Genomic DNA, 5,322 nt, shown 5'->3' on the forward strand with positions numbered 1-5,322 from the left:
ATATAGTAACCTTAAAAAAGGGACATCCCTGTGGAGAGAACCAATGGGAGATACTTAGGACAGGAGTAGACATTAAGCTTAGATGTGTGGGCTGCGATAGACAAATTTGGCTTACTAGGATAGAGTTTGAAAAAAGGGTAAGGAAAATACTAGTAGATGAAAAATGGATAGCTATTGTTCATCATAAGCCTGAAGGAGACAAAGAAGAATAGAATAAGTATAAAAAACTGAGGCCTTTTTGAACTGACCCCCAAAAGTTAGACCAAAAAACTAACTAAAGGAGGTCAGTTTTTAAATGGCAAAATATAGTACAGAATTTAAAATGAAAGTAGTAAAGGAATATTTAGAGTCTAAGAACTCATATAAATCTTTATCAGAAAAATATAAACTTTCTCATCAGGAAATAGTAAAAAGATGGGTAAATGCGTACAAGTCACAAGGCTATGAAGGTTTAAAAATAAAAAGAGAAAATACACAATACACTTTGGAATTTAAGTTAAATGTAGTAAACTTGTACTTAACAGGAGAAATGTCCTATCAAAGCCTAGCAAATGAATTAAAGATAAACAATCCCTCGATGATAACAAGATGGGTAAACGACTTTAGAGAAAAAGGAATTGAAGGACTAAAACCTAAAAAGAGAGGAAGACCTTCAAAAATGCCAAAGTCTCAAAAGAAATCAAAAGACACTAAAATAGAATCAACAACAAACATAAGCGATTCAGAAAACCAATCATTAACACAAGCACAATTAAAAGAAAAAATTAAAAAATTAGAAGAAAAAAACTATTGGCTTCAACTGGAAAATGATGCAATAAAAAAAAAGATAGAATTGTCTCAAATGACAGATGCAGAAATAAGACAATTGCTAAAACAATCGAAGTCTTAAGAAGTAAATACAAACTTAAAGATTTGCTAATCTACTTTAACTTTCCAAAATCGACCTACATGTATTGGCAAAAAAGGCTAGACAAGCCAAGCAAAGATAAAGAAATTGAGTCAAAAATATTAAAAATTAGAAAAGAAAATCCAAACTATGGCTACAGAAGAATAACAGCTATGTTAAAAAGATCAGGACTAATAATAAACAAAAAGAAAGTGCAAAGATTAGTTCAAAACCTAAAACTTCAAGTAAAAAGTTATTCAAGAAAATCTAGAAAATACTCATCCTACAAAGGACAGGTAGGAAAAATAGCTGACAACAAAATAAAAAGAAACTTTAAAGTAGAAAAACCATACACACAAATAACAACAGACACAACAGAATTTAAGTATTTTGAAAAAGATAAAACAGGAAACTATCAAATAAAGAAACTGTATCTAAACCCATATTTAGATATGTACAACAGTGAAATACTAAGCTATGAAATATCAAAACAACCAACACTAGACCCAATCCTAAAAGCCTTAGGCAAAGCAATAAAGGTAACTAACAAAACAGAAGAAGAAAGAATATTTCACTCAGATCAAGGCTGGGCGTACCAAGTAAAGCAATACACATCAAAACTAGAAGAAAATGACATCACTCAATCTATGTCAAGAAAAGGCAACTGCTTAGACAACTCACCAATGGAAAACTTCTTTGGGATATTAAAACAAGAAATATATTATGGACACAAATTCTATTCTTACGAACACTTAAAACAAACGATAGAAGATTTCATAAAATATTATAACGAGGAAAGAATAAAAGAAAAATTAGGATACTTATCACCAGTAGAATATAGAAAGAAGAATGCAGCATAAAAATTTCCTACCCCTAGGGGTAGGATAGGAAAAGAAATACCAGAGCTAGTTTAGTTCTAACTCTGATATTAGGTCCAACTTTATGGGGTCACCTTATTTGATTGGCCTCAGTTTTGTTAATTCATATAGAGTAATTTATTTCTACTTACCAGGTTCTTGAACCTGTTTCCCTAAACTGAGCTACAGTTGTTGCATGAGCATTAGTTCCACCATCAACATCCATAATCTGACCAGTCACATATTCACTTTCATCAGATGCTAAATACAGAGCTAGATAACCAATATCTTCTGGAGCACCATATCTGTTCACAAGAATATTGCTCATGAAAACATCAGTCAACAACTTAGGAAGATGCTCCTTATTCTCTGGTGTGACAATAAGTCCAGGACGAATGCAGTTGCAACGAATATTTTCTTTTCCATACTGAACAGCAGTAGATTGAGTCAACAGATTTACCCCTGCTTTTGCTGAAGCATATGCTGCGCTACCTAAGTCACCAGCATGGGAAGCCATTGATCCAATATTTACAATTGAGCCCTTTCCATTTTGCCTCATATGTGGAATTGCTTCCTTAGTTGCGATAAATACGCTTCTCAAATCGCTCTCCATTATATCATCCCACATTTCAATAGTTAGCTCTTCAATAGTTCCGTCAGGAAGCGCAACATTTGCAGCATTGTTTACCAAAACATCCAGCTTGCCATATTTATCCACAACATTTTGAATCAAATCTCTTATTGTTTCGGGTTTAGTTACGTCACTATAGATGTATGATGCCTCTCCACCATCTTTGACAATGGCATCAACCACAACTTGCCCTTTTTCTTCTCTTCTTCCAGTTACAACAACCTTAGCACCTTCTCTTGCAAACACCTTTGCGATTCCCACTCCAATACCGCTAGTTGAGCCTGTTACCAATGCGACTTTATCTTTTAATCTAGCCATTATGCAAACCTCCCCATTTATTATGTTGATGATAAAATTATAACAAATAATAGACCACATTGTCAACATATATAATAATAAAGATAGTGTCAAGTTTTTGTTGGTGAAGGAATCCCTTTAATTTATAGACTTTTTAAAAAGTCTGTGTTTAACCACTGTTTCAACCATTTACCTGAACTTTTGTTTAATATTTCTATGTTTGTTCCACCATAATTATTATTATATGATGATTTCTTTGGTTTTGATACTTTTTCGTCTAGTTTTATTATTCTTGTTTCTTTATGTTTTTCTTTTCTTTTTTTCAGGTAGTATTTTTCTAAGTCGCCTCCGTTGTCTTGATATACTCGCATTCTTGACATTTTGTCCATGCCTTCTTCGCTCCATCCTAAGGGGCGTGAGCTTAGTCTACTGGATAGTATATGACTTACTTGGCCTTCTGCACTTATTTTTATTTCTGGATTTTTTATTTTATTTTTTATTCCTTGCCATTGATTTCTTAGGTATTTGTATGCGTTTGTTAGCTGAAGTGTAGTTTCTGTTGATTATTCCATATTTTTAAGTGCTTCTTTATATTGATGGTGATTTGTTGTCTTTATTGCTTCTTCTAATTTTTCTATTTCTAAGATATCTCCTGTTTCTAATAGATATCTATCTGTTATTAGTTTTATATATTTTGATAGGTGGTAGCTGTCTATTATATATTTGCTTTTGGGTATTATTTTTATTCCTGTTTTTATCCAGCTTGCTCCGTCTCCACCTATATAGATGGTTTTTACTTTGTCTATATCATAAGCCTGGTCCAGGTAGTCTAATACGTCATACCATATTTCTTCGGGATCCATTGTTCCTGTAAAGCTTCTTTTTTTTATTGTTTTTCTTCGTTTTTTTGATTCTTTTTCTTTTCCTTCATAGACGCTGATTAGTTTAATTTCTTTATTGCCTTTTGTTTGGGTGGCTACGTGATCTTCGTCTGCTTCTATGTAGACTTCTTCTATTTCTTTTCTTTCTGGAATTTCTAGTTCTAGGTTGTCTATCTTTTCTGTTTCTTTTATTATATTTAGTACTGATTGTCTACTTATTTTGCCGTCTGTCAAGATGTTTACTGCTTCTTGGTAACTCATTTTAGTTGAGTTTTTGTAAAGTTTTGATCTTAAGTTTGTTTCTATTCTTTGGCCTTTTTCTATATCTAAGAGATTGTCTAAAAGATAGATGTAGCTACCGTCTAATTTGTTTTTGTAGTAGGTTCTTTCATATTCTAGCTCCCCAAAACTACACAATATTTTTCTAGAAACTGCTCGTTTATGAATTGTATATTTTTCTCTTATTTCTGCTGATTCTCTTATTGTTTCTTCTAGTTCTTCTAATACATAATTTAGCATATTGCTTGTTACTTGTTTGCCTGTTATTGTTAGTTCTTCAACTATATCAGAAAAATCATATTTGTTGTTTAAGCTATTTATTAGTACTTTTTCTAATTTTTTTGCAATATTTGTTGTTATTTGTTGTATAATGTTATTCATAGGGACTCTCCTTTTAATGTTTTACTTGCTGTATGTGTTCTTAAAAACAGTATAACACATTGGGGATTCCCTATTTTTTATTTTCTTTTTTTACCAACAAATATTTTACACTAACACAAAAAATAATCCTAATAAAATATTTAATATAGGTATTTCTAATACAGAAAAAGAGAGCAACTATTAAGTCACCCTCTAAGTAATGAATTATTAATTTATTCATCATTTCTTTTTACTCTTAACCTATACACATATATTGATGGAATTAAACCAGATATAAATATTATTCCACTTGATATTAATGCATCTACAATGTCATAAGAATTGGTGTTACAGATAAAATATCCAATTACTACCGCTATAACTCCTAGAATTATTAAAGAAACAGCTAATCGATTCTTTGGGTTTTTTGTACTGTTTTCGTGATCAACGCTAATAGTCAAGTTTAAATATTGATTTACAATTCCAGTAATTAAGAATACTAACCATAGTGGATCACTTATAACTTTATCAAAACCAAATCTTATAAATTCATAGCCTAATATTGCTAGTATTCCAAGTGTTTGAACCATAAATACAATACGTAGGTTTTGTAAATTTTGCAATTTCAATCTTTCATCTTTAATTTTCTTCATTTTTACCTCTCTCCTTATCTATCCAAAATAGGTCATCTAATGATTTATTGACTGCATAACATATCTCTAAGCATAGATTAAGTGATGGATTATACTCACCTTTTTCTATTAAGCTAATAGTTTGACGTGTTACTTCTGCTTTATCAGCCAATTCTTGTTGAGTCATACCAGCCTCTAGTCGAGCTAATTTAACACTATTTATCATTTGTTTGCCTCCTTAGAATTATCGTAATATATATCTTCCATTTTGTCAAATATATATTACATTTTGAGGAGAGAGTTAGATACATTTATAATAAAAGAGGGAAACTAACTAGTCACCCTCCCTTTGCTACTTCCATATTATGTTCAACACTTCGTTTCCTTCACAGAATACTGAGTCTATATATTTTTCCATCAATTCTCTGGTAAGTTTAGTGTTGTCTATTACTTCTTTTTCTTCTTTTGCTTTTAGTATTTTTTCTTTTATTGCTTGTAT

Annotated in this window: 6 protein-coding genes and 1 pseudogene; 3 read left to right on the forward strand and 4 right to left on the reverse strand. The window is 31.2% G+C overall.

Features of this window, described 5'->3' with window-relative positions; all coding sequences use genetic code 11:
• The first annotated feature begins 2 nt into the window (after positions 1 to 2).
• The 3 genes from VK071_00035 to VK071_00045 all read left to right on the forward strand — a co-directional run bounded on the left by VK071_00035 (position 3) and on the right by VK071_00045 (position 1,746).
• Complete coding sequence (locus VK071_00035) at positions 3 to 212, forward strand: DUF951 domain-containing protein (protein ID HLR33703.1); 210 nt, start codon at positions 3 to 5, stop codon at positions 210 to 212.
• 83 nt (positions 213 to 295) lie between these two features.
• Positions 296 to 889 carry a helix-turn-helix domain-containing protein gene (locus tag VK071_00040; GenBank protein ID HLR33704.1) on the forward strand — a complete coding sequence of 198 codons (594 nt, stop codon included), beginning with the start codon at positions 296 to 298 and terminating at the stop codon, positions 887 to 889.
• Positions 877 to 1,746 carry an IS3 family transposase gene (locus VK071_00045; protein ID HLR33705.1) on the forward strand — a complete coding sequence of 290 codons (870 nt, stop codon included), beginning with the start codon at positions 877 to 879 and terminating at the stop codon, positions 1,744 to 1,746. The genes VK071_00040 and VK071_00045 overlap by 13 nt, the downstream gene beginning before the upstream one ends.
• Before the next feature lie 145 nt (positions 1,747 to 1,891).
• On the opposite strand, the gene VK071_00050 is transcribed toward VK071_00045, so the two are convergent.
• The 4 genes and pseudogenes from VK071_00050 to VK071_00065 all read right to left on the reverse strand — a co-directional run bounded on the left by VK071_00050 (position 1,892) and on the right by VK071_00065 (position 5,049).
• Positions 1,892 to 2,692 carry an SDR family NAD(P)-dependent oxidoreductase gene (locus VK071_00050; protein HLR33706.1) on the reverse strand — a complete coding sequence of 267 codons (801 nt, stop codon included), beginning with the start codon at positions 2,690 to 2,692 and terminating at the stop codon, positions 1,892 to 1,894.
• A gap of 122 nt (positions 2,693 to 2,814) precedes the next feature.
• Positions 2,815 to 4,212, reverse strand: a pseudogene (locus VK071_00055) (ISLre2 family transposase).
• Positions 4,213 to 4,424: 212 nt separating this feature from the next.
• Positions 4,425 to 4,844 carry a hypothetical protein gene (locus VK071_00060; protein HLR33707.1) on the reverse strand — a complete coding sequence of 140 codons (420 nt, stop codon included), beginning with the start codon at positions 4,842 to 4,844 and terminating at the stop codon, positions 4,425 to 4,427.
• A complete protein-coding gene (locus tag VK071_00065; protein ID HLR33708.1) occupies positions 4,831 to 5,049 on the reverse strand; it encodes a helix-turn-helix transcriptional regulator in 219 nt (72 codons plus the stop codon). The genes VK071_00060 and VK071_00065 overlap by 14 nt, the downstream gene beginning before the upstream one ends.
• Positions 5,050 to 5,322: the final 273 nt, after the last annotated feature.

It is taken from the genome of Tissierellales bacterium, assembly GCA_035301805.1.
Taxonomy (GTDB): domain Bacteria; phylum Bacillota; class Clostridia; order Tissierellales; family DATGTQ01; genus DATGTQ01.

What these genes read in the sequence shown, in the direction of transcription:
- VK071_00040 (HLR33704.1), top strand. Translation starts at nt 296, where the DNA reads ATGGCAAAATATAGTACAGAATTTAAAATGAAAGTAGTAAAGGAATAT.
- VK071_00050 (HLR33706.1), bottom strand. Translation starts at nt 2,692, where the DNA reads ATGGCTAGATTAAAAGATAAAGTCGCATTGGTAACAGGCTCAACTAGC.
- VK071_00060 (HLR33707.1), bottom strand. Translation starts at nt 4,844, where the DNA reads ATGAAGAAAATTAAAGATGAAAGATTGAAATTGCAAAATTTACAAAAC.
- VK071_00065 (HLR33708.1), bottom strand. Translation starts at nt 5,049, where the DNA reads ATGATAAATAGTGTTAAATTAGCTCGACTAGAGGCTGGTATGACTCAA.